General features: G+C 63.5%; 21 protein-coding genes. 11 read left to right on the forward strand and 10 right to left on the reverse strand.

Annotated features, from left to right (window positions below):
- Positions 1-4: 4 nt before the first annotated feature.
- Positions 5-2,398 (reverse strand): TonB-dependent receptor, encoded by a 2,394-nt coding sequence (locus GVL61_RS18755; RefSeq protein ID WP_235037790.1) that lies wholly within the window; start codon positions 2,396-2,398, stop codon positions 5-7.
- 131 nt (positions 2,399-2,529) lie between these two features.
- Entirely contained in the window at positions 2,530-4,308 is a 1,779-nt protein-coding gene (locus GVL61_RS18760) for a sulfotransferase (RefSeq protein WP_159982178.1), read from the reverse strand.
- Here GVL61_RS18760 and GVL61_RS25095 point away from each other — a divergent pair.
- Together GVL61_RS25095 and GVL61_RS18770 are read left to right on the forward strand one after the other, a co-directional pair.
- Complete coding sequence (locus GVL61_RS25095) at positions 4,307-4,708, forward strand: hypothetical protein (protein WP_235037791.1); 402 nt, start codon at positions 4,307-4,309, stop codon at positions 4,706-4,708. The two genes, GVL61_RS18760 and GVL61_RS25095, sit on opposite strands and share 2 nt — an antisense overlap.
- 169 nt (positions 4,709-4,877) lie before the next feature.
- Complete coding sequence (locus GVL61_RS18770) at positions 4,878-6,671, forward strand: DEAD/DEAH box helicase (RefSeq protein WP_159982179.1); 1,794 nt, start codon at positions 4,878-4,880, stop codon at positions 6,669-6,671.
- A gap of 149 nt (positions 6,672-6,820) precedes the next feature.
- Here the strand turns inward: GVL61_RS18770 and GVL61_RS18775 are convergent, their stop codons facing one another.
- Both GVL61_RS18775 and GVL61_RS18780 read right to left on the reverse strand, forming a co-directional pair.
- The gene (locus GVL61_RS18775; protein ID WP_159982180.1) at positions 6,821-7,282 is read right to left on the reverse strand and encodes a GreA/GreB family elongation factor; all 462 of its coding nucleotides are present in this window, start codon (positions 7,280-7,282) and stop codon (positions 6,821-6,823) included.
- A complete protein-coding gene (locus GVL61_RS18780) occupies positions 7,279-9,159 on the reverse strand; it encodes an ABC-F family ATP-binding cassette domain-containing protein (protein WP_159982181.1) in 1,881 nt (626 codons plus the stop codon). The genes GVL61_RS18775 and GVL61_RS18780 overlap by 4 nt, the downstream gene beginning before the upstream one ends.
- Before the next feature lie 292 nt (positions 9,160-9,451).
- Here GVL61_RS18780 and GVL61_RS18785 point away from each other — a divergent pair, with 292 nt between their 5' ends.
- From GVL61_RS18785 to GVL61_RS18805, 5 genes are all read left to right on the forward strand, one after another.
- Positions 9,452-9,763, forward strand: a complete 312-nt coding sequence (locus GVL61_RS18785; RefSeq protein WP_159982182.1) for a septum formation initiator family protein — start codon at positions 9,452-9,454, stop codon at positions 9,761-9,763.
- A 171-nt stretch (positions 9,764-9,934) separates the two neighbouring features.
- Positions 9,935-11,017 (forward strand): pyruvate dehydrogenase (acetyl-transferring) E1 component subunit alpha, encoded by a 1,083-nt coding sequence (gene pdhA / locus GVL61_RS18790; RefSeq protein WP_159982183.1) that lies wholly within the window; start codon positions 9,935-9,937, stop codon positions 11,015-11,017.
- Between the two features lies 1 nt (position 11,018).
- Positions 11,019-12,401, forward strand: coding sequence for a pyruvate dehydrogenase complex E1 component subunit beta (locus tag GVL61_RS18795; RefSeq protein ID WP_159982184.1), 1,383 nt, complete (start codon positions 11,019-11,021; stop codon positions 12,399-12,401).
- A 97-nt stretch (positions 12,402-12,498) separates the two neighbouring features.
- Positions 12,499-13,197, forward strand: a complete 699-nt coding sequence (locus GVL61_RS18800) for a hypothetical protein (RefSeq protein WP_159982185.1) — start codon at positions 12,499-12,501, stop codon at positions 13,195-13,197.
- 71 nt (positions 13,198-13,268) lie between these two features.
- Positions 13,269-13,724, forward strand: a complete 456-nt coding sequence (locus GVL61_RS18805; RefSeq protein WP_159982186.1) for a hypothetical protein — start codon at positions 13,269-13,271, stop codon at positions 13,722-13,724.
- 12 nt (positions 13,725-13,736) lie between these two features.
- On the opposite strand, the gene trmFO is transcribed toward GVL61_RS18805, so the two are convergent.
- A complete protein-coding gene (gene trmFO, locus GVL61_RS18810) occupies positions 13,737-15,101 on the reverse strand; it encodes a methylenetetrahydrofolate--tRNA-(uracil(54)-C(5))-methyltransferase (FADH(2)-oxidizing) TrmFO (RefSeq protein ID WP_159982187.1) in 1,365 nt (454 codons plus the stop codon).
- 91 nt (positions 15,102-15,192) lie between these two features.
- Here trmFO and GVL61_RS18815 point away from each other — a divergent pair, with 91 nt between their 5' ends.
- Entirely contained in the window at positions 15,193-15,846 is a 654-nt protein-coding gene (locus GVL61_RS18815; protein ID WP_159982188.1) for a hypothetical protein, read from the forward strand.
- 218 nt (positions 15,847-16,064) lie between these two features.
- Here the strand turns inward: GVL61_RS18815 and GVL61_RS18820 are convergent, their stop codons facing one another.
- Both GVL61_RS18820 and gyrA read right to left on the reverse strand, forming a co-directional pair.
- The gene (locus tag GVL61_RS18820; RefSeq protein ID WP_159982189.1) at positions 16,065-16,415 is read right to left on the reverse strand and encodes a DUF952 domain-containing protein; all 351 of its coding nucleotides are present in this window, start codon (positions 16,413-16,415) and stop codon (positions 16,065-16,067) included.
- Positions 16,412-19,177 carry a DNA gyrase subunit A gene (gene gyrA / locus GVL61_RS18825; protein WP_159982190.1) on the reverse strand — a complete coding sequence of 922 codons (2,766 nt, stop codon included), beginning with the start codon at positions 19,175-19,177 and terminating at the stop codon, positions 16,412-16,414. Before gyrA ends, GVL61_RS18820 begins: the two co-directional genes overlap by 4 nt.
- Positions 19,178-19,491: 314 nt before the next feature.
- Between gyrA and GVL61_RS18830 the strand changes: the two genes are divergently transcribed.
- A complete protein-coding gene (locus GVL61_RS18830) occupies positions 19,492-20,844 on the forward strand; it encodes a hypothetical protein (RefSeq protein WP_159982191.1) in 1,353 nt (450 codons plus the stop codon).
- A gap of 73 nt (positions 20,845-20,917) precedes the next feature.
- Here GVL61_RS18830 and GVL61_RS18835 read toward each other — a convergent pair whose 3' ends face one another.
- Positions 20,918-21,559, reverse strand: coding sequence for a carbonic anhydrase (locus GVL61_RS18835; RefSeq protein WP_159982192.1), 642 nt, complete (start codon positions 21,557-21,559; stop codon positions 20,918-20,920).
- Positions 21,560-21,653: 94 nt separating this feature from the next.
- On the opposite strand from GVL61_RS18835, the gene lipA reads away from it, so the two are divergent.
- Positions 21,654-22,622, forward strand: coding sequence for a lipoyl synthase (lipA, locus tag GVL61_RS18840; protein ID WP_159982193.1), 969 nt, complete (start codon positions 21,654-21,656; stop codon positions 22,620-22,622).
- Positions 22,623-22,626: 4 nt separating this feature from the next.
- Positions 22,627-23,073, forward strand: coding sequence for a type II toxin-antitoxin system RatA family toxin (locus tag GVL61_RS18845; RefSeq protein ID WP_159982194.1), 447 nt, complete (start codon positions 22,627-22,629; stop codon positions 23,071-23,073).
- Between the two features lie 50 nt (positions 23,074-23,123).
- On the opposite strand, the gene GVL61_RS18850 is transcribed toward GVL61_RS18845, so the two are convergent.
- Positions 23,124-23,624, reverse strand: coding sequence for a CinA family protein (locus tag GVL61_RS18850; RefSeq protein ID WP_159982195.1), 501 nt, complete (start codon positions 23,622-23,624; stop codon positions 23,124-23,126).
- A 31-nt stretch (positions 23,625-23,655) separates the two neighbouring features.
- On the reverse strand, positions 23,656-24,183 hold the full coding sequence (locus GVL61_RS18855) for a hypothetical protein (protein WP_159982196.1): 528 nt from the start codon (positions 24,181-24,183) through the stop codon (positions 23,656-23,658).
- Position 24,184: the final 1 nt, after the last annotated feature.

Raw genomic sequence — 24,184 nt, forward strand, 5'->3', positions numbered from 1 at the left:
AGTGTCAAAAGTCCCTGCCGATTTTGAGGCCGATCACCCTAGGCCGGATCACATAGTCATAAAAGACACCGCCGGTGCTGCTGATCCCATCGGGATCGCCGCAGGTGGTCTCAAGGCACTGAACGGAGCTGTTGATCACGCCATTGCTGTCGAACATATTGTTCGCATATATTTCAACGCGCCAGAGATCATTCTTCATACCAATGCTGAAGTCAGCCGTGGTGTAGGCTGCGAATTCGCCCTTGATGTGGTTTTCCAGGTTGCGAAGGTCGCTGCGCCGCTTGCCGATATAGTTGACGGCGCCCTGGATATGCCCCTGCCAGTTGCCGACCGGGAATTCATAGCGGGCTACGGCGTTGCCTTTGAATGAGGCGGTAATCGGCAGGCGCGTGCCGGCCTTGGCAAGCAAGGCGTTCTCGGCCCCGTCGCTGCCGGCCAGCGAGCAGTCGAATCTGGCGTTGGCGATGGCACAGAAGTCCTTGCGGATCTTGGCGTCGTTGTAGCTACCCGCCGCGCTAAGCGAGAGACCGCCCTTGCGATAGCCGACATCGAATTCGACACCATAGATCTGCGCGACACCGGCATTGCGGATCAGCGTCAGACCGTTTTCCCCGAGGAACGAGAGTTGGATGTTGTTCCAGTCCTCACGGTACATCGCGTAGTTGAAATGGAAGGCGCCGATCTGGGATTTCCAGCCGAATTCGTAGTTGTCCAGCTTGTCCGGGCCATAGGGCGGCAGAGTGGAACGACGGTTGATGCCGCCGGGGCGGAAGCCTCGCGACCATGTGGCATAGATCAACCAGTCGGGTGTGAGCTTGTAGGTGAGGTTCGCCTTGAAGATGGCGCCGCTGTCCGACGTCGTCTTGTCGAGGTTGGTGCACGGCGATCCGGCGATCACCGCCTCGGCGAAACACGCAGCCACGCCGGTTCGGCTGGAATAGCCGTCGCTGTAGCCGAAGAAACCCACCAGCGAGTTCTTGTACTTGTAAAGGCGGCCGCCGCCGGTGGCTGTCAGCTTGTCGGTGATGTCGAAGCTCAGTTCGCCGAAAACCGCGTAATCCCGATCGACGCGCTTCTGCTTGGTCAGCCAGATGTCGCTGTCGGTGCCCGGCACGGTGATGGCATCGGAAATGCCGTCGATGATGTAGTCCTGGCTGATCAGATGCGACTGGCGCTGCGCGAACAGGCCGGCCATCAGGCGGATCCGGTTCTCCTGCGGTGAGGTGATGCGCAGTTCGCCGAACTGGCGCTTATATTTGTCCTTGCCCCGGATGTACTGGTTGGGATTGACTGGATCGCCGGCATTATCGGTAAAGTAGGCGCCCGAACCCAGCACCGCATCGTAGAAATACGAGTAGTCGGAATAGTCGGACTCGGTGTGGTCCTTGCGGTTGAGGATGCCGCCGGTCGCGACGAGATCCCAATTGCCCAGTTTGCCCTCGATGGTGAGGGCAGCCTGATACCACTCGTCCTTGCTACTCTCCGGGTTGTACTGGACTGTCTGGAGCTTCTTGCTGACGGCAGTGGAGCGTTCCTGCGCGAAGCTTCCGTTGGTCTTCTGGACCTGGCCCATCAGCGTCGGGGTGATGGTCCAGTTGTCGTCCAGTTCGATGCCCAGCGCCATGCGGGCACCATACGTATCGACATCGTTGTAGTTCTTCTCGACGAGGTCGGCGTTCGTCTGGGTAGCGCCCGAGGTCGGATAGGTACGGCTGCCGGCGACGTTGTCTATGTAGCCGCCATCATGGCGATACCAGCCCACCACGCGCAGGGCCGAGCGGTCCGAGAGCTTGAGGTTGACGAAGCCTTGGGCAACACCGCCGATGTCGCCGTGGGCGACGGAGTTCAGTTCCATGTCGGCGGCGCCGTAAGTGCCCGAATAGTCCGGCTTGTTGGTGACGATCTTGATCGTGCCTGCCATCGAACTGGCGCCGTAGAGCGTGCCCTGCGGCCCTGCCAGCGCCTCCACCCGAGCGATGTCGTAGGCGTGAATGTCGAGTGCGCCCTGAATCGTGGTGATCGGCATTTCGTCAAGGTATGTGCCCACCGTCGGCAGCGCGGCCGAATGGTTGGCGTTCTCCCCCGAGGCGACGCCGCGGAAATAGACCTGGCTGAAGCCGGGCTGGATGGTCTGGATCGTGACTGAAGGGATGAACTTGACCGCGTCCTGCAACTCCTTGACCTGCAATTCGCGAAGCTTTTCAGTCCCCAGCGCCGTGATCGCGATCGGCACGTCCTGGATGTTCTGGGTGCGTTTCTGCGCGGTGACGAGGATGACGTTGCTGTCTTCCCCGGCTGGCGCATTTTGCGCAAATGCCGGTTGCGCTGCAACAAGAGCCGAGGAACCAAACAGCGCGATCGTGACGCTGCGACGAGAAGCCAGACGCGAAGAAATCACCCGTATCCCCCTATGTTTACTCAATAGGGAAGGCGCCACAATTCATGAGTTTTGACAATAGGTTCGCCGGGTAAACTCGATTGTGCATCGCAATGTATGACATTTCTGCCACAATTTATTGCCGTAGGACTTTAGTCCGCCGCATACGTCTCCGGCAGATCGCCAAGTGCTTCCTTGAGCGGACCAAGCCATGCCTCGTAAGCCCGCCACTGGCCGACGCCGTCGCGGTTGATCGGGCGGCGGACCTGCTCGCTGGATGCCGTGCGCACGGCGCGGGTGTTGCGATGGAACTGGAGGCAGGACTCCTCGAAGGGCACGCCCAGATAGACGAGGATGCGGCGCACCTCAGCCTCCGGATCGTCCAACAGGCGTTCGTGGATCACGCGGTGGACGCGGCCCGGCATCACGCGGTCATAATGCGCCATCGCCCGCACATAGTCGGCGTAATAACGGCCTATATGGTCGAGGTCGTAGGAGAACGACTGGCCCTTGGCGAAGTGCTGGCGGAAATTGGAAAATCCGCAGTCCAGCGGATGGCGCCGCGCGTCGATGATCTTCGCATGAGGCAGGATCAGCGCGATCAGGCCGAGGTAGGCCCAGTTGTTGGGCAGCTTGTCGATATAGAACGGTTTGCCGGTCTTGCGCTGGATGCGGGTTCTTTCGAGAAACTCGGCGCCGAGTTCGGCGAGGCGTTCCGGCGGCATCGCTGCCAGCGCCTGCGGCCAGTCCCGTGGTCCGCCGCCAGCGGCCTGCGCCTCGCGCATGGCCATGGCGGGTATATCGGGCAATTCCATAGTGCCTTCGACCTGCGAGTGGCTGGAAAGTATCTGCTCGATCAGCGTCGAACCTGCGCGGGGCAGGCCGAGAATGAATACCGGATCAGGTGAGGGCGCCCCGGCCCCTTGCCGGGCCCCGACGAAGCTTGGCGTGAATGCCGCGATCATGGTGTCGACCTGCGCGCTCACTGTTTCGGGGACGTACTTCAGCTGATCCCGGCGTAGGCGGTTGCCGCGGGCATAGTGATCGAAAGATTGCAGCGCCTCGCCGCGATCCTCCAGCGCCTTGCCGAGTGCAAAATGCAGGTGCAGCCGGTCGTCCTCGCATAGCCCGTCGCCGGCAAGAGCAGCTTCCAGCGCGGCGACGTCGTCATCCTGGAAACGCCAGGTCTTGAGGTTGGCCAGGCTCCACCACACTTCGCCCAGGCCCGGTTCGATCGCCAGTGCACGGCGATAGGCGGCGATGCTCTGTGCCTGTTCTCCCAGCGTCTTGAGGATATGGCCATGGCTCATCCACAGCTTCGCATGATCGGGGAAAGTCTCGGTCAGCTCGGCATAAATGCGCCGGGCCTCCTCGTAGTCGCCAGTCCGTCCCAGCGCCGCTGCTCGTAAATTGAGGTTGCCTGCATCGCCGCCGCCCTGCGCCAGCACGCTGTCGAGTTCGCTGACGGCCTCGGGAAAGCGGTTCTGCTTGTAGAGCACGGTGGCAAGGTTCGCCCGCGCTGCCGTGAAGCCCGGCGCAAGTTCCAGCGCGCGGCGGAGCAGGGCCTCGGCATCGAGGTAACGCCCGATCCGTCCCGCCAGTTCGGCCATCATGCGGATCGCGGCAATGTCGGTGGGCTGTTCGCGCAGTCGCTGGCGCAGCAGCCCTTCCGCGACGGGCAGGTCATTGGCGATCATGGCGCGGGCAATGGCTATGAGTGCGGGGTCGTGCGCCGAGGCGCGTACCGCCTCGCCATCGGCCAGCCTTGCCTCGGCTTCCCGGCCCAGTGCGCGCAGGGCGCGGGCGAGCAGCCGATAGGCCGGAGCGTTATCGCCGTCCTTCAGGATCGCGTCTCGCAGCACGGGAAGCGCGCGAGCAGGGTCTGCGGAGACGAGTTCGCCGATCGGGGCCGAGGATGAAGTGCGATTCATGCCTGATATTTATGGGCATGAACGGGCGGCGATCTCAAGCGGATGTCGCGCGGCGGCCGCTCCACCTGTCCTGTTGTCTCTCTTGCTGGAATATGACAGTCTTCCCGCCAGCTTGATCGCCGGTCACAGGATCGTTAGCGGCCCGCTCGATGAGGCAGCCAATAAATCCAGGGGTGTATCTGTCATGCGCGTAAGCACTGTACGCAAAGGACTTTTTCGCACGAACCTGCCCGGCCTGGGCGAATGCGCAAGGGTTGACATGAGCGCGGGCGACGCAGCCCCATACCTTGAGCGGGAAATGTATGTTCTGCTTGGATTTCAGCCTAGTTTCGAACAGTTGCCCGAAAAGCAGCCCGATGCGAAACCGGCTTCGCGGCGGCTCTGGTCGGAGTGGAATTGAGCTGCGCAGTGCGTGCATGAGCAACGATTTCACGCTAAAGTGAATTTGGTGCGCGCAAATTCGCGCGGTTTCGTATATGGGCGGCCGACTGGCGCCGTATGAAGGTGCCCTCGCAGCCCTTTTTACGCTCCATTAGGCCGCTTCATGCGGCAGGATTCATTTGCTCGTTATGACATTTACAAACCTCCCCCAGCCTCTCGCCGAGGCTCTCGCAGCGCATGGCTACGAAACGCTCACGCCGGTTCAGGCCGCCGTGACCGAGGAGCAGGCACGCAGCCGCGATCTCGTCGTCTCCGCGCAGACCGGTTCGGGCAAGACCGTGGCTTTCGGCCTCGCGATTGCCGACGAACTGCTCGAAGACGGCCGCATTCCCTACTCGGAAGGTCCGCTGGCACTTGCCATCGCGCCGACCCGCGAACTGGCTCAGCAGGTCAGCCGCGAGCTGGAATGGCTTTACGCCAAGACCGGCGCCCGCATTGTGACCTGCGTTGGCGGCATGGACCCCGTGAAGGAGCGCCGTGCGCTCGAACGCGGCGCGACCATCGTCGTCGGCACGCCGGGCCGTCTGCGTGACCACCTTGAGCGTGGAAAGCTGAACCTCTCCGCCCTGCGCGCCATCGTTCTCGACGAAGCGGACGAGATGCTCGACATGGGCTTCCGCGACGATCTTGAGGAAATCCTCGACGCGACCCCGGAAGGCCGCCGCACGCTGCTGTTCTCGGCAACGATGCCCCGCCCGATCGAGGCGCTGGCCCAGCGTTACCAGAAGAATTCGCTGCGCATCTCGACCGTCGGTGAAAACCGCGGCCACGGCGACATCGCCTACAAGGCTGTCACCGTCGCCCCGTCCGACATCGAGCGCGCGGTGGTCAACCTGCTGCGCTTCCACGATGCCGAAACCGCGATCCTGTTCTGCGCCACGCGCGACAACGTGAAGCACCTGCACGCCACCCTGGTCGAGCGCGGCTTCTCCGCCGTTGCGCTGTCGGGTGAGCACTCGCAGAACGAGCGTAACAACGCGCTTCAGGCTCTGCGTGACCGCCGTGCCCGCGTGTGCGTCGCCACCGACGTTGCCGCGCGCGGTATCGATCTGCCCACGTTGACCCTCGTCGTTCACGTAGAAATTCCGCGCGATGCGGAAACCCTGCAGCACCGTTCGGGCCGTACCGGCCGCGCCGGCCGCAAGGGTACTGCCGTGATCCTGGTGCCGTATCCGCGCCGCCGCCGCGTCGAAATGATGCTGCGCGGTGCCCGCATCGAAGCCGAGTGGGGCGAAGCCCCGACGCTCGAATCGATCCGCGCGCAGGACCGTGAGCGTCTCATGGAAAAGCTGCTCGCTCCCGTTGAGGCCGAGGAAGACGATCGCGAGATCGCCCGCGTTCTGCTGGAAAAGGTCAGCGCCGAGGATCTCGCCGCTGCCCTCGTGATCGCGCACCGCGCCGCCATGCCGCAGCCGGAAGAACTGATCGGCAATTCGCCGGAAAGCCGCGAACCGCGTCACCGTCCCGGTTTCGACGACGTGGTGTGGTTCAGCATGGATGTGGGTCGTCAGCAGAACGCCGAAGCGCGCTGGATTCTGCCGGTGCTGTGCCGCCGTGGTCACGTTACCCGTGACGCCGTTGGCCAGATCCGCATTTCCGCCGATCAGACGCACTTCCAGATCCCGGTGGCCCTGGCCGACCAGTTCGCTGCCGCCGTGCAGCGCACTGCCAGCCATGACGACGGCGAGTACGAATCGACCATCCTGATCGAGCGTTCGGCCGAAGCGCCCCGCGATGTCGCGCGTCACCGGAGCCGTGACCGTGAGGGGCCGCAGGGCCGTGGTCGTCGTCCGCAGGGCAATGGGTATCCGCGCGGCGAAGGCGGAGAGGGCCAGTCGTCCTTCCGTCCACGCCCCGCTGGTGGCCCCGGCGGCGGCGGCAAGCCGTTCCACAAGAAGCCGCGCAAGGGCGGTCGGGACTGATCCGACCGGCTAACGCTGTTAAATGAAAAACCCGGCGTCACCTTGGTGACGCCGGGTTTTTCATGTCCGTCATCCTCGGGAGGGCGACGGTTTTTCGGGATAGGTGCAGTTGATCGCTGTCTGGCGGCCTGGCGCCATTGCAAGCGAACTCAGGCCGCAGCGATCTCCAGAACTTCGATCGCTTCTTCGCGGCCGTTGAAGTCGACGAATTCGCCGACTTCGGCCCCTAGCACCGCCCGCGCCAGCGGCGCGGTGAAGGCGAGGCGACCTTCGGACGGGTCGGCCTCGTCATGGCCGACTACCGTGATTTCGCGTGCCTTGCCGTCGAGAGCGAAACGCACCCTGCAACCGAACATCGCTTTTGCGCCAGAAGGTTCGGGTTGTACTTTCGCCGTGTCGAGACGTGCACGCCAGTAGCGCAAGTCGCGTTTGGCGGTGTTCAGCGCACTCTCTTCCGAAAGCTCGGCAACTTTCACCGCCAACTCGCTGATCCGCATATGAATCATCTCGAGGCCGCGCTGGGTCACGAGGTTCGGCCCCGGTGGGATCGGCACTTCGAACTTGGGCTCGAGGTGCTCCTCGTCCCCGTCGCGTCGGAAAGCGACGCTCACTTGCCGCGGCCCATCAGGGTTTCGAGAACCTCGTTGACTTCAAGCCATTCGGTTTCGGCCTGCTCCAGATCGGCGGTGGACACGGCATGACGCTTACCCAGTTCGCCGAGGGCCACGCCTTTGAGGTCGCCCTTGCCAGAACCCGGGGTGGCGAGTGCGGCGTCGATCTCGCCAAGCTGAACCTGCAGGCGCTTCATGCGCGTTTCGGCAGCGGTGACCTTCTTGCGCAGCGCCTTCAGTTCCTCACGCGCGACGGCACCGGACTTCTTGGCGCCGCCACCGGCCTTGCCTTCAACGCCGCCAGCCTTGGGCTGGTTACGACCCAGCACGAAGTCGACGTAGTCTTCCATCGAACCATCGTAGTTTTCGGCCACGCCGCCATCGACCAGCACCAGCCGGTCGGCAACCAGTTCGACCATGTGACGGTCGTGGCTAACGAGGATGACGGCGCCATCGAAGGCATTGAGCGCCTGCACCAGCGCTTCACGAGCGTCGACGTCCAGGTGGTTCGTCGGTTCGTCGAGGATCAGCATGTGCGGTGCATCGCGTGTCACCAGCGCCAGCGCCAGTCGTGCGCGCTCACCGCCCGAAAGCGTGCCCGTCTCCGAAGTGGCGCGGTTGCCCGAGAAGCCGAAGCGGCCGAGTTGGCCGCGCACGGCGACCGGGGGCTTGCCGTCCATCGCCCGCGTCATCAGTTCCAGCGGCGTGGAATTGCTCGGCAGTTCTTCCACCTGATACTGCGTGAAGTAGCCGATGCGGATCTTGGGCGAGAAGGTCAGCGACCCTTCCATTGGGTCGAGCTGACGGGCTAGGAGGCGCGCCAGCGTGGTCTTGCCGTTGCCGTTGCGCCCCAGCAGCGCGATTCGGTCCTCGGGATCGATGCGCAAGTTGAGGCGGCGCAGGATCGGCTTGTCTTCTTCGTAGCCCACTGCCGCAAGGTCCAGCGTCACCAGTGGCGGGCGCAGTTCGTCGGGGCTCGGGAAGTCGAAGCTCAAAGAGGGATCTTCGGCCATCGAGGCGATCGGCTGCATCTTGGCCAGCATCTTTGAACGCGACTGCGCCTGCTTTGCGGTCGATGCACGGGCCGAGTTGCGGGCCACATAGTCCGCCAGCTTCTTGCGCTGGGCATCCTGGTTGGCTTTCGCGGCGGCGGCCTGCGCGGCGCGTTCGGCGCGGATGCGCTCGAAGCTATCGTAGTCGCCGGGGTAGAGCGTCAGCTTGCCCTGCTGCAGGTGCAGAATATGGTCGACCACGGTATTGAGCAGGTCGCGCTCGTGGCTGATGACCAGAAGCGTCTTGGGATAGCCCTTGAGGAAGTTCTCCAGCCACAACGTCGCTTCGAGGTCGAGGTGGTTCGAAGGCTCGTCGAGCAGCATCACATCAGGCTCGGAGAACAGCAGCGAGGCCAGCGCCACACGCATCTTCCAGCCGCCCGAGTAGCTATCCAGCGGACGGCCCTGCATCTCCTCGTCGAAGCCAAGGCCCACGAGGATGCGCGCGGCGCGGGCAGGGGCGGTATAGGCGTCGATCGCGATCAGGCGCTCGTGAAGGTCGCCAAGGCGGTGCGGGTCTGTGCAGGTTTCGGCTTCGGCGAGCAGTTCGGTGCGCTCGGTATCGGCTTCGACCACGGCGTCGAACGGAGTCTTGGTGCCGGTGGGGGCTTCCTGTGCGATATAGCCCAGGCGTGCGCGGCGGGGCATGTCCACGGAGCCGCCGTCGGGTTCCAGTTCGCCGATGATCGCCTTGACCAGCGTGGACTTGCCCGCGCCGTTACGGCCGATAAGGCCGATCTTGCCGTTCTGGGGCAGAGTCGCGCTCGCGCCGTCGATAATGGTGCGGCCGCCGAGGCGCACGGTGATGTCACGTATGGTCAACATGGCGCTGCGCCTAGCAGGGCGCGCGGTTAAGCGAAACCGCGTTCCGCCCTGTTAGTGCAGCAACAGCGAGGGCGGGCCTGAGCGGCGAGAGTGCCGGCAAACTGCTTCGCCGTCGCCCGTGCGTCAGAAGGGAAATAATGGTGTCCAGTGAACACTGCTCGGAACCCGATACTTATCAACACCTATACCCACGGGCTTCGTGTTCCTCAGCATTCCTCCACCTGTCGCAAATGGCGGAAATCCAGTAACAATTGGGCTTGAAACGACGAATCACTTGTGATTCTATAGAGCAATGCGGACCGTGCGACAGGAAGCGAACATTGCCAGAGAGCGACTCGTGCAGGGCCTTGCCCTTGCCGTGCTGCTGCTGATGGGACTCTACTGTGTCGCCGGGCCCAGCGGCCTTCTCGCATGGGGTGAAAATCAGCACCTGCTGGAAGAACGCCGCGCCAAGCTTGTCGATCTTCAGGCCCAGCGCGATCGTCTCAAGAATCGCGTCGCCTTGCTCAACCCGCGCAACATGGACCCGGACCTTGCGGGTGAGCTCGTTCGTAGCCATCTCAACGTTGCTCGTCCGGACGAGATGGTGATGCAGCTGCCCTGATGGGGCGCGTGTCGGTGTCGTGAACGGCGCGTAACAATGCCGATTTTTGCAAATCTAGTTGCAAAAAAGTCCACGTTCGCAGGCCAATTTCGATCGTCCGCGCTTTCGCTTTTCGAGCGGCGTTCCTATACCGCCCTTCCGAACGATCGCACCAACGATGGGAAGCAAGCGTTGCCCAAAGCAAAGAATCCGGTAGCCGAAACGGCCACTGTCGCAGACGCCTCAACGGACGAGGATTTCGCGCTGCACAGCCTCCAGACCGCTCTGGACGCTGACAAGCGTTACGAACCTTCCAAGGAAGAACTGCTGCATCTTTACGAGCAGATGCTGCTTATCCGCCGCTTCGAGGAAAAGGCCGGCCAGCTTTACGGCCTCGGCCTGATCGGCGGCTTCTGCCACCTCTACATCGGTCAGGAGGCGGTTGCCGTCGGTCTGCAGTCCGCGCTCGACAGCGCCAAGGACTCGGTCATCACCGGTTACCGCGACCATGGCCACATGCTCGCATACGGCATCGATCCCAAGGTCATCATGGCCGAGCTGACCGGCCGCGAAGCCGGTATCTCGAAGGGCAAGGGCGGCTCAATGCACATGTTCTCCGTGGAGCATCGCTTCTACGGCGGCCACGGCATCGTCGGCGCGCAGGTTTCGCTGGGCGCAGGTCTTGCCTTCGCACACAAGTACCGTGAAGACGGCGGCGTTGCGATGGCCTACTTCGGCGACGGCGCGGCCAACCAGGGCCAGGTCTACGAGAGCTTCAACATGGCTGCCTTGTGGAAGCTGCCGATCATCTTCGTGATCGAGAACAACGGCTACGCCATGGGCACCGCGGTCAAGCGCGGCTCGGCCGAGACGCACTTCCACCGCCGCGGCACCGCGTTCCGCATCCCCGGCATGTCGGTTGACGGCATGGACGTTCTGGAAGTCCGCAAGGCTGCCGAAGTCGCGCTTGAATATGTGCGCGGCGGCAATGGCCCGGTCCTCATGGAACTCAACACCTACCGTTATCGCGGCCACTCCATGTCCGATCCGGCCAAGTACCGCAGCCGTGAGGAAGTTCAGGACGTGCGTGAGAAGCGCGATCCGATCGAGCATGCCAAGACCGAACTGATGGGCATGGGCGTGACCGAGGAAAGCCTCAAGGAAATCGACAAGCGCGTGCGCTCGCAGGTCGCCCAGTCGGCAGACTTTGCCGAGAATTCGCCGGAGCCGGTGGCTTCCGAACTGTATACTGACGTTCTGGTGGAGAGCTACTGAGATGGCGATCGAACTGAAGATGCCCGCTCTCTCTCCGACGATGGAAGAAGGCAAGCTGGCCAAGTGGCTGGTAAAGGAAGGCGACGAAGTCTCCTCCGGTGATATCCTCGCCGAAATCGAGACCGACAAGGCGACGATGGAGTTCGAATCCATCGACGAAGGCATTGTCGGCAAGATCCTTGTCGCCGAGGGCACCGAGGGCGTGAAGGTCGGCACCGTGATCGCGGTCCTGGCCGGCGAAGGCGAAGACGCTTCCTCGATCGAGGCGCCTGCCGCCAAGACCGAAGAGCCGAAGGCCGAAGCCGCTTCGGAAGAAGAGAAGAAGCCTGCCGAGAGCGGCACGGCCAATCTGGCCAGCGACATCAAGACCCCGCGCGGCCCGGAAGTGCCCCACGGCACCAACATGAAGACCTCGACCGTGCGTGACGCCCTGCGTGACGCGATGGCCGAGGAAATGCGCCGCGACGACCGCGTCTTCGTGATGGGCGAGGAAGTCGCCGAGTACCAGGGCGCCTACAAGGTGACCCAGGGGCTGCTCGCCGAATTCGGACCCACCCGCGTCATCGACACGCCGATCACCGAGTACGGCTTTGCCGGCATCGGCACCGGTGCGGCGATGGGCGGCCTGCGCCCGGTCATCGAGTTCATGACGTTCAACTTCGCCATGCAGGCGATCGACCACATCATCAACTCGGCCGCCAAGACCAACTACATGTCCGGTGGCCAGATGCGCTGCCCGATCGTGTTCCGTGGTCCCAACGGCGCGGCTTCGCGCGTGGGTGCGCAGCACTCGCAGAACTACGGTCCGTGGTACGCCAACGTGCCGGGCCTTGTCGTCATCGCGCCTTACGACGCGTCGGACGCCAAGGGTCTGCTCAAGGCCGCGATCCGCAGCGACGATCCGGTCGTGTTCCTCGAGAACGAGCTGATCTACGGCCGTTCGTTCGAGCTGCCCGAGCTTGACGACCACGTCCTGCCGATCGGCAAGGCGCGGGTCATGCGCGAAGGCAAGGACGTGACCATTGTGTCCTATTCGATCGGCGTCGGCCTCGCGCTCGAAGCGGCCGAGACGCTGGCCGAAGAAGGTATCGATGTTGAAGTCATCGACCTTCGCACCCTGCGCCCGCTCGACAAGGAAACGGTTCTGGCGAGCCTCGCCAAGACCAACCGCCTCGTCGTGGCGGAAGAGGGCTTCCCCGTCTGCTCGATCGCGTCCGAAATCTCGGCGATCTGCATGGAGGAAGGTTTCGACGACCTCGACGCGCCGGTCGTGCGCGTATGCAACGAGGACGTGCCGCTGCCTTACGCGGCAAACCTCGAAAAGCTTGCCCTGATCGACGCCAAGCGCGTCGTCGAGGCAGTCAAGAAGGTCTGCTACCGCTGATTTGACGGCGCGGGCGATGGTTCATTCCATCGCCCGCGTCAGTCCCGGCGAGCGGAGGTGGGTTTATTCCCGCCGCCGCACCCTCTAGGGAGGCCGCGTGACCGACTCCCAGCCCCCCGCATCCGAAACGCCCGCCTCGAACGAGGACATCCTCGTCGCTTCGCTGCCCACGGTATCGCGGCTTGCCTTGGCTTATGCGCCAAAGTCAGCCCGGATACAGACGCTGGCGTTGCTGGCGCTCGATACACGGCTCGCCGGGCTGCTGCGCAATTCGCGTGAGCCGATGATGGCGCAGCTGCGTCTGGCATGGTGGCGCGAATCCCTGTCGCAGCCTGCCGGCAAGTGGCCCGATGGCGAGCCCCTACTCGCTATTCTGCGAACCTGGAACGGACATCACGGCGGCCTGGTAAGCCTTGTCAATGGCTGGGAAGCCATGACCGGAAGCGCGCCACTGCCCGCATCCGCGCTCGAAATGATGGCGGAGGGAAGGGCTGCTGCCTTCGCAACGCTGGCGCAGGCCTTGGGGTGCGACGGCGAACTGCGCGTGGTACAGCGACTGGCCCGTTCCTGGGCGCTGGCTGACCTTGCCATGCGCCTTGGGCATGAGAACGAGCGCGAGACGGCACGCGCTCTGGCGCTGGCCGACCGTGCCAAAGGCGTACGTCTTTCGCGGCCTTTGCGTCCGTTGACGGTGCTTCATGGACTTGCCCAGCGCCGTCTCGACAAGGGTGAGGAAGCTGCGACTTCGCCCGTCGCAGTACTCAAGGCCATGCGCCTTGGCCTGCTTGGCTTTTAGATTAAGGCGTTGTAATTTCCGGAACAACAGGAGCTGCCTCTAAGGCTGCGGGCCTTGATGAGGGGCTTGCTATGAACCGTTTCCTGCTCGGCGGATTGGCCGTGTTCGTAATGATGGGCATCGGCCTGTTCTGGCTTCAGGGCCGGGCCGAAGTGGAAGCCAGTGCCCCTCCGCCCGGTGCCAGCGCGCCCATCGGACCTACGCCATTGCCGAGCGCGGACGTGGGCGACATGGTTGGCCCGGAACTGCCGGAAGCAACCGAATTCAGCCGCGAGCAGCGCCGTTTCTTCCGCTACGATCGCGATCGGGACGGACGGATATCGCGTAATGAGATGCTCTCCACCCGCGCCGATGGCTTTCGCAAGCTCGACAAGGATGGCAACAATCTGCTGACCTTCGAGGAGTGGGCGGTCGCAACCGTCGATAAGTTCGGCGAGGCCGACGTCGACCATGACCAATATCTCACCCCGGCGGAGTTCCGCCGCACAGCGCCGCCGCCCAAGCCGAAGGCAAAGTGCAGCTGCTGAGCGGCGGCCGGTTTACGCCGGCGTGAGCCCTTCCAGCCACGGGGCAATTTCGTCCTTGGCGCGGCCGGTGTAGGCCTCCTTGCGCTGTTTCTTCTTCACGTCGTGCAGCGGCGGGAACAGGCCGAAGTTGATGTTCATCGGCTGATAGGTTTCCGCCTCGGCATCGCCGGTGATGTGTGAGAGCAGGGCGCCTAGCGCTGTCGTGCGTGGCGGAGCCTGCCATTCGCGGCCTGCCAGCTCGGCGCTCGCCATCAGCCCTGCCATGAGACCCACCGCAGCGCTTTCGACATAGCCTTCGCAGCCTGTGATCTGCCCGGCGAAGCGGACGTGCGGCGCAGATTTCAGGCGCAAGGTCCGGTCCAGAAGGATCGGCGAGTTTAGGAACGTGTTGCGGTGAAGGCCGCCCAGCCGCGCAAACTCGGCGTTTTCGAGGCCGGGAATTGTGCGGAACAGCTTCACCTGCTCGGCATGCTTGAGCTTGGTCTGGAAGCCGACCATGTTCCAGATCGTGCCGAGCTTGTTGTCCTGGCGCAGCTGCACGACGGCATGGGGCCAGCGGCCGTTCGGATGCTCGGGCGTTGCCCAGTGCGGATTGTCGAGGCCGACCGGTTTCATCGGGCCGAAGCGCAGGGTATCCACGCCGCGCTCGGCCATGACTTCGATGGGCATGCAGCCGTCGAAATAGGGGGTGTTGGCTTCCCATTCCTTGAACGAGGTCTTCTCGCCTTCAACCAGGCCTTTGTGAAAAGCGAGGTACTGCTCCTCGTTCATAGGGCAGTTGATGTAGTCCTTGGTCTCGCCCTTGTCCCAGCGCGAGGCCATCCAGCACACGTCCATGTCGATCGATTCGTGATAGACGATCGGCGCGATGGCATCGAAGAAAGCGAGGCTGTCGGCGCCGGTCGCCTGCCCGATCGAACCGGCCAGCGCCTCTGCGGTCAGCGGGCCCGTAGCGACGATGGTCATGCCGGCATCGGGCAGGGCGTCGACGCGCTCGCGGAAGATATCGACATTCGGCAGGGCTGAGAGGCGCGCCTCCACCTCGGCGGAGAACACGTCGCGGTCCACGGCCAGCGCGGAGCCGGCGGGAACTTCCGCAGTTGCCGCCGCCGACATGATGAGCGAATCGCAGAGGCGCATCTCGTGGTGGAGCAGGCCGACTGCATTCTTTTCGCTATCGTCGGACCGGAACGAGTTGGAGCAGACCAGTTCTGCCAGCCCGTCGCCCTGGTGGGCGGGGCTGCGTTCTCCGGTCCCGCGCATTTCGGAAAGGCGGACCCGGAAACCCCGGCGGCCCAGCTGCCACGCAGCTTCGCTTCCTGCGAGGCCGCCGCCGATGATGTGAACGTCGTATGTCGAGCCGGAGTCTTTTGTCATGGGCACCGCCTAGCCGGTATGGGGGGCATGGAAAAGGCCTCGCTCACCTGCCATAGCCGCAGGCAAGAACGAACCGACGAGAAAGACCAAGATGCCCAAGCGCGCCCTGATCGAACGCCGACCCTGGCTGCTGGGAAGCATGGTGCTGGCACTGGCCTGGCTCTGGCTGCAGGGCAGCGACACGCCGGGGCTTTACCTGCTGCTGCTCAAGGCTGCGCCGTTGCTGCTGCTGGCGGTTTATGGGGTGCTGCGCCACCGCGGGAATGACACACGGTCGCTGGCGGGAATGCTCGCTTTGCAGGCGATCGGCTCGGCGCTGATGGATTATATGCCGCTGATCGCCCTCAATGCATTGCTGGTCGCCTACTTGATCGGACTGGGTATGTTCCTTGTCCACCGCCGCGCAGTGATGGACGGCGGGCGGCGCGCCTCGGCGCTGGCCCTGACGCTGGGCACGCCGCTGCTATGCTACTTTGCAGCGGAGCGTGCTGGCGTGGGTGTGCCTCTGTTCCTTGGTCTGGCGCTCGGCGGCATGGCTGCTTCCGCGTGGATCAGCACATTCCCGCGCTCGCGGGTTGGATTGGGAGCGGCGCTGATCGTTGCAGGCAACGTACTGGGAATTGCCGCAATGGGTGGGTTTTCACCTGCAATCGCGATGGCAGCATGGCCGCTGTTTTATCTTGGCAACCTGATACTGGCGACGGGCGTCGCCGGGGAACTGCGCCTGCGCGAAGATGTCTTCTGACGAACGCTTCCGCATTGCCGACGCGCCGAACCCCCGCTGGGGAATGCACGATAATTCAACGTTCTTAAGGGATAACGCCTTGGTGTCGGGAGCCCCTGTGCTTGCGGCGAGATGGTTTTCGCCTTCGCACGCGAACTGCGACTAACAACCGAGTTCGGTATTTTTATCATGCTGCAGCCCATGTCGTCATTGCCAATGCGACGACGAACGGTGGCCGATCAGATCGGGAGCTGCAGCGTACCGTTTTCGTCGCGCTTCACCGGAGCATGCGACAGAACCGCCGAGATGGGCAGGTCCGCGTAGATATGCGGGAACAATGCTCCGCCGCGCGAGACTTCCCATTTTACCGAATTGCCCAGCGCGGTGAGGTCGACCACGGCGATATGCAGGTCGTCCTGCCCGGCGAAGTGCTTGTCCAGCGTGCCCTGCGCCTGCGGAGCAGCGGACAGGTGAATGTACCCATCCGCGATGTCCACCGGCGCTCCGGCGAACGTCCCGTCGGCGAGCAGCCGTGCAAGCTGCTCGCCGGTCAGGATCTTGTAGGCGACGGTATCCGCCGCCGCGCTCACTCGTCGCCCTCGGCTTCGGGGGTTTCGGTATCCGGCGCTTCGGCCGCATCCTGTACCACGGGGATCACGGCGACGGCGTCGTCTTCAGGCTCCTCGTCGAGGCGCACCGCGCTGACGACGTGCTCGTCATTCGAGACGGTGAACAGGCGCACGCCCGCCGAACCACGGCCGATGACCCGCAGCGAATCCAGTGGCAGACGGATCAGTTTGGCCTGGTCGGTGACCAGCATCAGCTGCTGCGCGCGGGTGGCCGGGAAGCTGGCCACCACCGGCCCGTTACGGCCGATGTTGTCGATATTGGTGATGCCCTGGCCGCCGCGTCCGGTGCGGCGGTACTCGTAGGCCGAGGACAGCTTGCCGTAGCCATTGGCGCAGACGGTGAGAATGAACTGCTCGCGCGCGGCCAGTTCTTCCATGCGTTCCGGCGGAAGGGTGGACTCGCCTTCTTTCTCGCCCTTCCATGGAGCGAAGCGCAGGTACTGTTCGCGTTCCTCGCCGTCGGTGCCGACGCGGTGCAGGATCGACAGCGAGATGACCTCGTCGTCTTCCTTGAGCGTCATGCCGCGAACGCCGGTGGAAGTGCGGCTTGTGAATTCGCGCACGTCGTCGCCGGCGAAGCGGATCGCGCGGCCCTTGCGGGTGGCGAGCAGCACGTCGTCCGACGCCGTGAGCAGGGCGACGCCTATCAGGCGGTCGTCGCTGCCTTCGTCGAAGCGCATCGCGAACTTGCCGTTGCTGGGGATGTTCGCGAAAGAATCCATCGAGTTGCGGCGCGCATTGCCCTTGGCCGTGGCGAACACGACCGACAGCTTGCTCCACTCGGTCTCGTCCTCGGGCAGGGCGAGCACGGTCTGGATCGTCTCGTCCTTGTCCAGCGCGGGCAGGAGGTTGACGATCGGGCGGCCGCGCGTGGTCGGCCCGCCTTCGGGCAGGCGGTAGACCTTGAGGCGGTAGACCTTGCCGGCGGTGGAAAAGAACAGCACCGGATTATGGGTGGAGGTGACGAACATCGTCGTCACGGCATCCTCTTCCTTCGTCGCCATGCCGGCGCGGCCCTTGCCGCCCCGGTTCTGGGCGCGGAAGGTGGAGAGGGCGGTGCGCTTGATATAGCCGTCCATGGTGACGGTCACCACCATGTCCTCCCGCTCGATCAGGTCTTCGTCGTCGATACCGTCAAAAGCGGCGGTAATCTCGGAGACGCGCGGAGTGGCGTAAGCGTCACGCACGGCCTGAAGTTCGCCGCGCATCACGTTGTAAAGCTTGATCCGGTCGGCCAGAATTTCCAGGAACCCGGCGATCGCGATCGCGAGTTCCTTGAGTTCGTCGCCGATCTCGTCACGGCCCAGCGCGGTGAGGCGGTGGAGGCGCAGGTCGAGGATCGCCTTCACTTGCGCTTCGGACAGGCGGTAGGTGCCGCCGGCCTGCTCCGCATCGGGCTCGATCGCCTCGACAAGGCGGATGTAGGGCGCGATGTCGCCGATCGGCCATTCCTTGGCGATCAGCTTGGCACGCGCATCGGCCGGGTTGGACGCGCCGCGAATGATCTTCACGACCTCGTCCATGTTCGAGACCGCGACCACCAGGCCGAGCAAGATATGTGCGCGTTCGCGTGCCTTGTTCAGTTCGAACTTGGTGCGGCGGGTGATGACCTGCTCGCGGAACTGGATGAAGGCCTGCAGGATGTCGCGCAGCGACATGATCTCGGGGCGGCCGCCGCGGATTGCCAGCATGTTGGCGGCAAAGTTCGACTGCGCCGGGGTGCTGCGCCAGATCTGGTTCAGCACTACTTCGGGCGAGGCATCACGCTTGAGGTCGACGACCACGCGCACGCCTTCCCGGTTCGATTCGTCACGGATGTCCGAGACGCCTTCGATCCGCTTGTCCTTGGCGGCTTCTGCGATCTTCTCCACCAGGTTGGACTTGCCGACCTGATAGGGAATGCTGGTCAGCACGATCGAGCGGGCGCCCCGGCTTGCGCCGCGTGCTTCCTCGACGTGGTGGCGGCAGCGCATCACGATAGAACCGCGTCCGGTGTAGGACGCATTGCGCGCGCCGTGCTGGCCAAGTATCAGCGGTGCAGTCGGGAAATCGGGGCCGGGAATGATGTGGAACAGTTCTTCCGCGGTGATGGCAGGATTGTCCATCATCGCGAAGCAGCCGTCGATCACTTCGCCCAGGTTGTGCGGCGGGATGTTGGTGGCCATGCCGACCGCGATACCGCCGGCACCATTGACCAGCAGGTTCGGATAGCGCGCGGGCAGGACCGAAGGCTCGCGCCGCGAACCGTCGTAGTTGTCGACGAAATCGACGGTATCCTTGTCGAGATCGTCGAGCAGCGAATTGGCGACCCGGGCGAGACGCGCTTCGGTGTAGCGCATCGAGGCCGGCGGATCGGGGTCCATCGAGCCGAAGTTACCCTGACCGTCGATCAGCGGCAGGCGCATCGACCAGTCCTGGGTCATGCGGGCGAGGGCGTCGTAGATCGCGCTGTCGCCGTGAGGGTGGTAGTTACCCATGACGTCGCCGACGATCTTCGCCGACTTGCGATAGGGCCGCCCGGCGACGAAGCCGCCTTCCTGGCTGGCGAACAGAATACGGCGGTGCACCGGCTTCAGGCCGTCGCGTACGTCGGGAAGCGCGCGGCTCACGATCACGCTCATCGCGTAATCGAGATAGCTCGTCTTCATTTCATCGACGATGTCGACGCGGATGAATTCGCCCTCGGGGCCGGTGTGCTCGGTGATGTCGGTCTCGTCGCTCACGCGTTGCTGTCGCCAGATTGCTGCGGGAAAGGGTTGATGGACCGCCCTAGGACATGCGCGGGGCGAATGCCACCTGAACCACGCCGCCGGGGCAGGGCAGTTTGGCGTTTTCCACACATATGCACGGGAACCCTGAACGGGTGCGACGAATTGCATTCAATGAGCGTTCAACGGTGTCCACCTATTTTGCCGGGCAGGTTGCCAATCGCTAAATTCGCCGCCAAACCCTGCGGCGCCCTTTTTCGTCCTGCTTTCGGGCAGGGCATCGTCTGCTTGCAGCAGAATTTGTTTTGTCTTGAGAGGAGTTAGCCTAGATGGCTCGCAAGTTCCTTGTTTCCCGTGCCGCCCTCGCCATCGCCCTTTCGAGCGGACTGGCCGTCGCGGTCTCAACGCCTGCAATGGCTGCCAAGAAAGAGAAGAAGGAAGCCGCAGGCGGCAAGTTCTCGCCCGAATTCGTGAAGGTCGCACAGCCGCTGCAGAAGGCAATGGAAGCTGCGGTTGCCGCGCTGGGCGGTCAGCAGACCCCCGAAGCGATGGCCACTGCCAAGCAGGCGTTCGACACCGCTGCGGGCGGTGACGGCAAGGCCGCGTTCCAGGCAGCTGTGCCGGCTGCAACCACGCCGGACGATAAGAACGCTCTCGGTTCGATGATGCGTAACTTCGGCATCATCTCGAAGGATCTCGCGCTTAAGCAGCAGGGCAACATGATGCTGCTCGAAAGCGGCAAGCTCGATGCGGCAGCTTTGGGCACCACCAATTACGATTCTGGCATCACAGCTTACCAGCTTAAGGACTATGCCAATGCGGCGAAGTACCTGAAGGCTGCCAAGGACGGTGGCTTCGCCGATTCTTCGGGCCAACTGGACCTCGTCCTCGCCGACTCGTACAAGCGCAACAACAATCCCGAAGCCGCACTGCAGATGGCCAAGGACGACGTCGCCGCAGCGCAGGCGAAGGGCACCGCGCCTTCGGAAACCGCGCTGCGTAATGTGCTTCAGCAGACCTACACCGCCAAGCAGCTTGCACCTTCGACCGAATATGCTGCGCTTCTCGGCCAGTATTACCCGTCGAGCTGGGGCACGTCGATCTCGGTCGTTCGCCAGCTTTCCTCGCTGCCGCGTGACCAGAACCTTGACCTCATGCGCCTGATGTTCGTCACTGGCGGCATGGCTGAAAAGCGCGATTACTTCGAGTACATCGAGAATGTCGATCCGCGCGCGTTCCCGGGCGAAGCAGTCAAGGTGATGCAGGACGGCCTCGCCAAGGGCAAGCTGACCCAGGCCGAGGTCGGCGCTGACCTGTCGAACTCGCAGGGTCGCGTGGCTGGTGACAAGGCCTCGCTGCCCGCAACCGAGCGTGATGCCAACAAGCCCGGCGCCACCGCCGCGACAGTCGTTGCAGCCGGTGACGTGTTCCTGAGCTACGACCAGCCCGCCAAGGCAGAGACGTTCTACGCCAAGGCGATCTCGATGCCGGGCGTGGATGCCAACAAGGTCGCGCTGCGTCTGGGCATGTCGCAGACGCTTTCGGGCAAGTATGCCGATGCGCAGACCAACTTCGCGAAGGTCACCGGCACCCGCCAGCCCGTCGCCAAGCTGTGGTCGGCCTATGCCAAGAGCAAGTCGGCTCCGGCTGCAGGGGCAACGGCGCCAGCAGCCACGAACTGATTTTTTCGGATCACCAAGGAAAAGGGCGACGGTTTCCCGTCGCCCTTTTTTGTTGTCCGGTGGGGCGGGAGCCTCAATCAACCGGAGCGAATTTGCCGCTATCTTCGTCCATCAGGTGCAGCACGCCGTCGGCGATTGCGAAGAACGCACCGCGCAGTCTGAGTTCGCCCTTGGCAACCTTACTTTTCACGCAGGGGAAGGTCATCAGGTTGTCGAGGCTGACCTTCACCGCCGCCTGCTCCATCGCGCGCTCGGCGTCGCGTCCGGTGGTGCCGTAAGTCTTGGCGACCGGTTCACGCGCTTCGTCGAGCATCGAGATCCAGTCCGCCACGAAGCCGCCCTGGCCAACCTCGGCGCCTTTGAGGTCCTGCGTCAGCGCCGCCTTGCAGCCGCCGCACAGGCCGTGCCCCATCACCACGACTTCTTTCACCTTGAGCACCTGCACCGCGAATTCCAGCGCGGCGGAGACGCCGTGATGGCCGGGAGTCGTCTCGAAGGGCGGCACGAGCGCCGCCACATTGCGCACCACGAAGATGGTGCCCGGATCGACGTCGAAAATCTGGCTGGGATCGACGCGGCTGTCGGAACAGGCGATAACCATGACCTCGGGCGCCTGGCCCTGGCCTAGTTGGTCCCAGCGCTCACGATTGTGGGACCAGCCGGTGGTGCGGAAGCGATGATAGCCGGCGAGAAGGTGGTTCAGCACTTCGGTCATGGATGGGGGCTCCTGCTGGGTGTGAGGACTTCGCTTTTCCTTACTCCGGATATTCCTGCTGGCAAGGTTGCGTCCATATGACTATCTGGACGGCATGAACGATCTTTCTTCCGTGCCGACCCCCGAAGAAACACCGCAGCGCCAGCGCAAGCCGGACTGGATTCGCGTGAAGGCGCCGACCAGCAAGGGTTACGGCGAGACACGCCAGCTCATGCGCGACCTCAAGCTCAATACCGTGTGCGAGGAGGCAGCCTGCCCCAATATTGGGGAGTGCTGGACCAAGAAACACGCGACGGTGATGATCCTGGGCGATACTTGCACCCGTGCCTGCGCTTTTTGCAACGTGAAGACCGGCATGCCCGGCCGCGTCGATCCGGCAGAGCCCGCAAACGTCGCCGAACTGGCGCTGAAGACCGGCCTTGAGCATATCGTCATCACATCGGTCGACCGCGACGACCTGCCCGATGGCGGCGCCTCGCAGTTCGTGAAGGTGATCGAGGCAATCCGCGCCGCCACCCCCTCGACTACGATCGAGATCCTGACGCCGGACTTCCGAAACAAAATGCAGCGTGCGGTCGAAGCCATCGTCATGGCGCGTCCGGACGTCTACAACCACAATCTGGAAACCGTGCCCCGCCTTTACCCGACGATCCGCCCCGGCGCGCGTTACTATGCCTCGCTGCGGTTGCTTGAAGAGGTGAAACGCCACGATCCGTCGATCTTTACCAAGTCCGGCGTCATGCTGGGTCTGGGCGAGGAGCGCCTCGAAATCCATCAGGTGATGGATGACATGCGCTGTGCCGACATCGATTTCCTGACGATGGGCCAGTACCTGCGCCCCACGCCCAAGCATGCCGAGGTCAAGGAATTCGTGACCCCGCAAGCATTCAAGGCTTACGGTGCGATCGCCCGTGCCAAGGGCTTCCTGCAGGTCGCTGCCTCGCCGCTGACGCGCTCCAGCTACCACGCGGGTGCCGATTTCGCCGAGATGCGCGCCGCGCGTGAAGCGAAGCTGGCCAAGGCGGCGCTTGGCAAAGCTCCTGCGGTTCCCGCGAAGGCCTGACCCCGTGCCCGGAATTCACGAAGTCTATCGCCTTCCCTACAGCGCAGAGCAGATGTTCGACCTGGTGGCCGATGTCGGCCGTTATCAGGAATTCCTGCCCTGGGTGGTCGCCACCCGCGTGAAGTCCGACGACGGCACCGAAATGGTCGCCGACATGCTCGTCGGCTTCAAGGCGCTGCGCGAAAAGTTCACCTCGCGCGTCGAGAAGGAACGTCCGCGCGAAATCCGCGTGCATTATGTCGACGGGCCGATGCGCGATCTCGACAACCGCTGGACTTTTCATCCGGTGAGCGAGCACGCCTGCGACATCGAATTCGATGTGAAGTTCTCGTTCCGTAATGCCCTGTTTGAAAAGCTGGCAGGCCAGTATTTCGACAAGGCCTTCCGCAAGATGGTTGCCGCGTTCGAAACGCGCGCCTCGGAGCTTTACGGGCTTCCGCAGGACGGCTGAGGTCACGTCAAGAGCGTCGTCCCGGACCTTATCCGGGACGACCGGAGATTTTACGGCAGCAGCAGTTCCAGCGCGATAATCGCCGCCTGATGCCGGATCTCGGCCCGGGTTTTGCCTTCGAGCAGCTTCTGCTCGGCATTGACGTCTTCCTCGCCGCGACGGGCGCAGGCGAAGACTACAGTTCCCACTGGCTTCATCTCGCTGCCGCCTTCAGGCCCGGCAATGCCGCTGATGGCGACCGCAACGTCCGCGTTGCTCTTCTTGATCGCGCCCTGCGCCATCGCCCAGGCAGTCGCCGGCGAGACGGCTCCGAACGAATCGATGATATCCGAATGGACGCCCAGCATCTCCGTCTTGGATTCGTTGGAATAGGTTACGAAACCGCGATCCAGGACGGCTGATGACCCGGGGATTTCGGTCAGTGCCGCACAGACGAGCCCGCCCGTGCAGCTTTCGGCCAGCGCTACGGTGCGGCCCAGCGCCTTGTTTTCGTCGATTACCCGCTGGGCGAGCGCGAAGAGGTCTTCGGGGAAGAATGGGTTGTTGGCCATGATGGTCCTTAAATCAGCTGCGGCGCTTTAATTAGCTGCGGCACAGGGCGACCTTGCCCAGCTTGGGATCTGCCGCACTGGCCACTTCGAGGCTCAGCGCAATGAGGCCGGCAGTGTTCTCGGGCGGGAGTGGTGAGAGCAGGTCGATCGCGAGGTCCAGCTTGGTGCAGGACTTCACCGCGATGCGCTGCGAAACGAAGCCCTCGACAAAAACGTCAGCCAGCTGGCGTACGGTCTCATCGGGAAGATTGCGGACCATATCGGCCGAACCGCTACCTTCCGCGCCCAGCGTCTTCATGAAGGCGGGACGGGCCTGCGCCCAGTAGCGGTCCTTCTGCCCGGAATAGCGCGCGGCAAGCTGCGGCCCCTGACGGCGCAGAAAAGCATCTGCGGGCAGGGAGGGGGCGCAGCGCTTGGCAGTACCGTTGATCGCCTGGGGCAGGGCATAGGCGATGAGTGCGGTCGCTTCCTTCTTGGTGATGCACACCGGCTCGGCGGCCATGGCGAGGCCCGGCGTCATGCTGGCCACGAAGGCGATGGTCCTGACAAATGCGTGCATG

The sequence above is a fragment of the Novosphingobium sp. 18050 genome (assembly GCF_902706195.1).
Lineage (GTDB): Bacteria > Pseudomonadota > Alphaproteobacteria > Sphingomonadales > Sphingomonadaceae > Novosphingobium.

Coding starts and splice junctions, on each gene's coding strand:
- GVL61_RS25095 (WP_235037791.1), top strand. CDS start 4,307: ATGCCTGATATTTATGGGCATGAACGGGCGGCGATCTCAAGCGGATGT.
- GVL61_RS18760 (WP_159982178.1), bottom strand. CDS start 4,308: ATGAATCGCACTTCATCCTCGGCCCCGATCGGCGAACTCGTCTCCGCA.
- GVL61_RS18770 (WP_159982179.1), top strand. CDS start 4,878: ATGACATTTACAAACCTCCCCCAGCCTCTCGCCGAGGCTCTCGCAGCG.
- GVL61_RS18780 (WP_159982181.1), bottom strand. CDS start 9,159: ATGTTGACCATACGTGACATCACCGTGCGCCTCGGCGGCCGCACCATT.
- GVL61_RS18785 (WP_159982182.1), top strand. CDS start 9,452: ATGCGGACCGTGCGACAGGAAGCGAACATTGCCAGAGAGCGACTCGTG.
- GVL61_RS18795 (WP_159982184.1), top strand. CDS start 11,019: ATGGCGATCGAACTGAAGATGCCCGCTCTCTCTCCGACGATGGAAGAA.
- GVL61_RS18805 (WP_159982186.1), top strand. CDS start 13,269: ATGAACCGTTTCCTGCTCGGCGGATTGGCCGTGTTCGTAATGATGGGC.
- trmFO (WP_159982187.1), bottom strand. CDS start 15,101: ATGACAAAAGACTCCGGCTCGACATACGACGTTCACATCATCGGCGGC.
- GVL61_RS18815 (WP_159982188.1), top strand. CDS start 15,193: ATGCCCAAGCGCGCCCTGATCGAACGCCGACCCTGGCTGCTGGGAAGC.
- GVL61_RS18830 (WP_159982191.1), top strand. CDS start 19,492: ATGGCTCGCAAGTTCCTTGTTTCCCGTGCCGCCCTCGCCATCGCCCTT.
- GVL61_RS18835 (WP_159982192.1), bottom strand. CDS start 21,559: ATGACCGAAGTGCTGAACCACCTTCTCGCCGGCTATCATCGCTTCCGC.
- lipA (WP_159982193.1), top strand. CDS start 21,654: ATGAACGATCTTTCTTCCGTGCCGACCCCCGAAGAAACACCGCAGCGC.
- GVL61_RS18850 (WP_159982195.1), bottom strand. CDS start 23,624: ATGGCCAACAACCCATTCTTCCCCGAAGACCTCTTCGCGCTCGCCCAG.
- GVL61_RS18855 (WP_159982196.1), bottom strand. CDS start 24,183: ATGCACGCATTTGTCAGGACCATCGCCTTCGTGGCCAGCATGACGCCG.